This window comes from Halomonas sp. SIMBA_159 (assembly GCF_046536035.1).
GTDB lineage: Bacteria > Pseudomonadota > Gammaproteobacteria > Pseudomonadales > Halomonadaceae > Vreelandella > Vreelandella venusta_A.
In genome coordinates this window covers 1-232 of the sequence record NZ_JAWJBT010001743.1, presented here as the reverse complement: position 1 = coordinate 232, position 232 = coordinate 1, and the positions used below count along the sequence as shown (strand labels likewise).

Genomic DNA, 232 nt, shown 5'->3' with positions numbered 1-232 from the left:
GGTCGACGAGGCGGCGAACCGCCGCCGTCGCCTCCTCGAGGCGCGCCGGGTCGGTGCCGCGCAGCACCAGCGCGGTGCCGAAGCGGCCGCCGCGCTGGAAGGGGTAGCTGCCGATCTCGATGTCGTCGAACTGCGCCTGCAGCTCACCCAGGCCGCCGGCGATGGTCGACTCCGGGAGCGCCGCCGGCACGGTCTTCGACAGCATCGGCGCGCCGCCGACCAGCCAGGGGAC

General features: G+C 75.9%; 1 protein-coding gene. It reads right to left on the bottom strand.

The genetic code is table 11. The features are described 5' to 3' along the window. On the bottom strand, positions 1–232 hold a 232-nt coding region (locus R0J87_RS25165), incomplete at both ends, for a hypothetical protein (protein WP_498889751.1).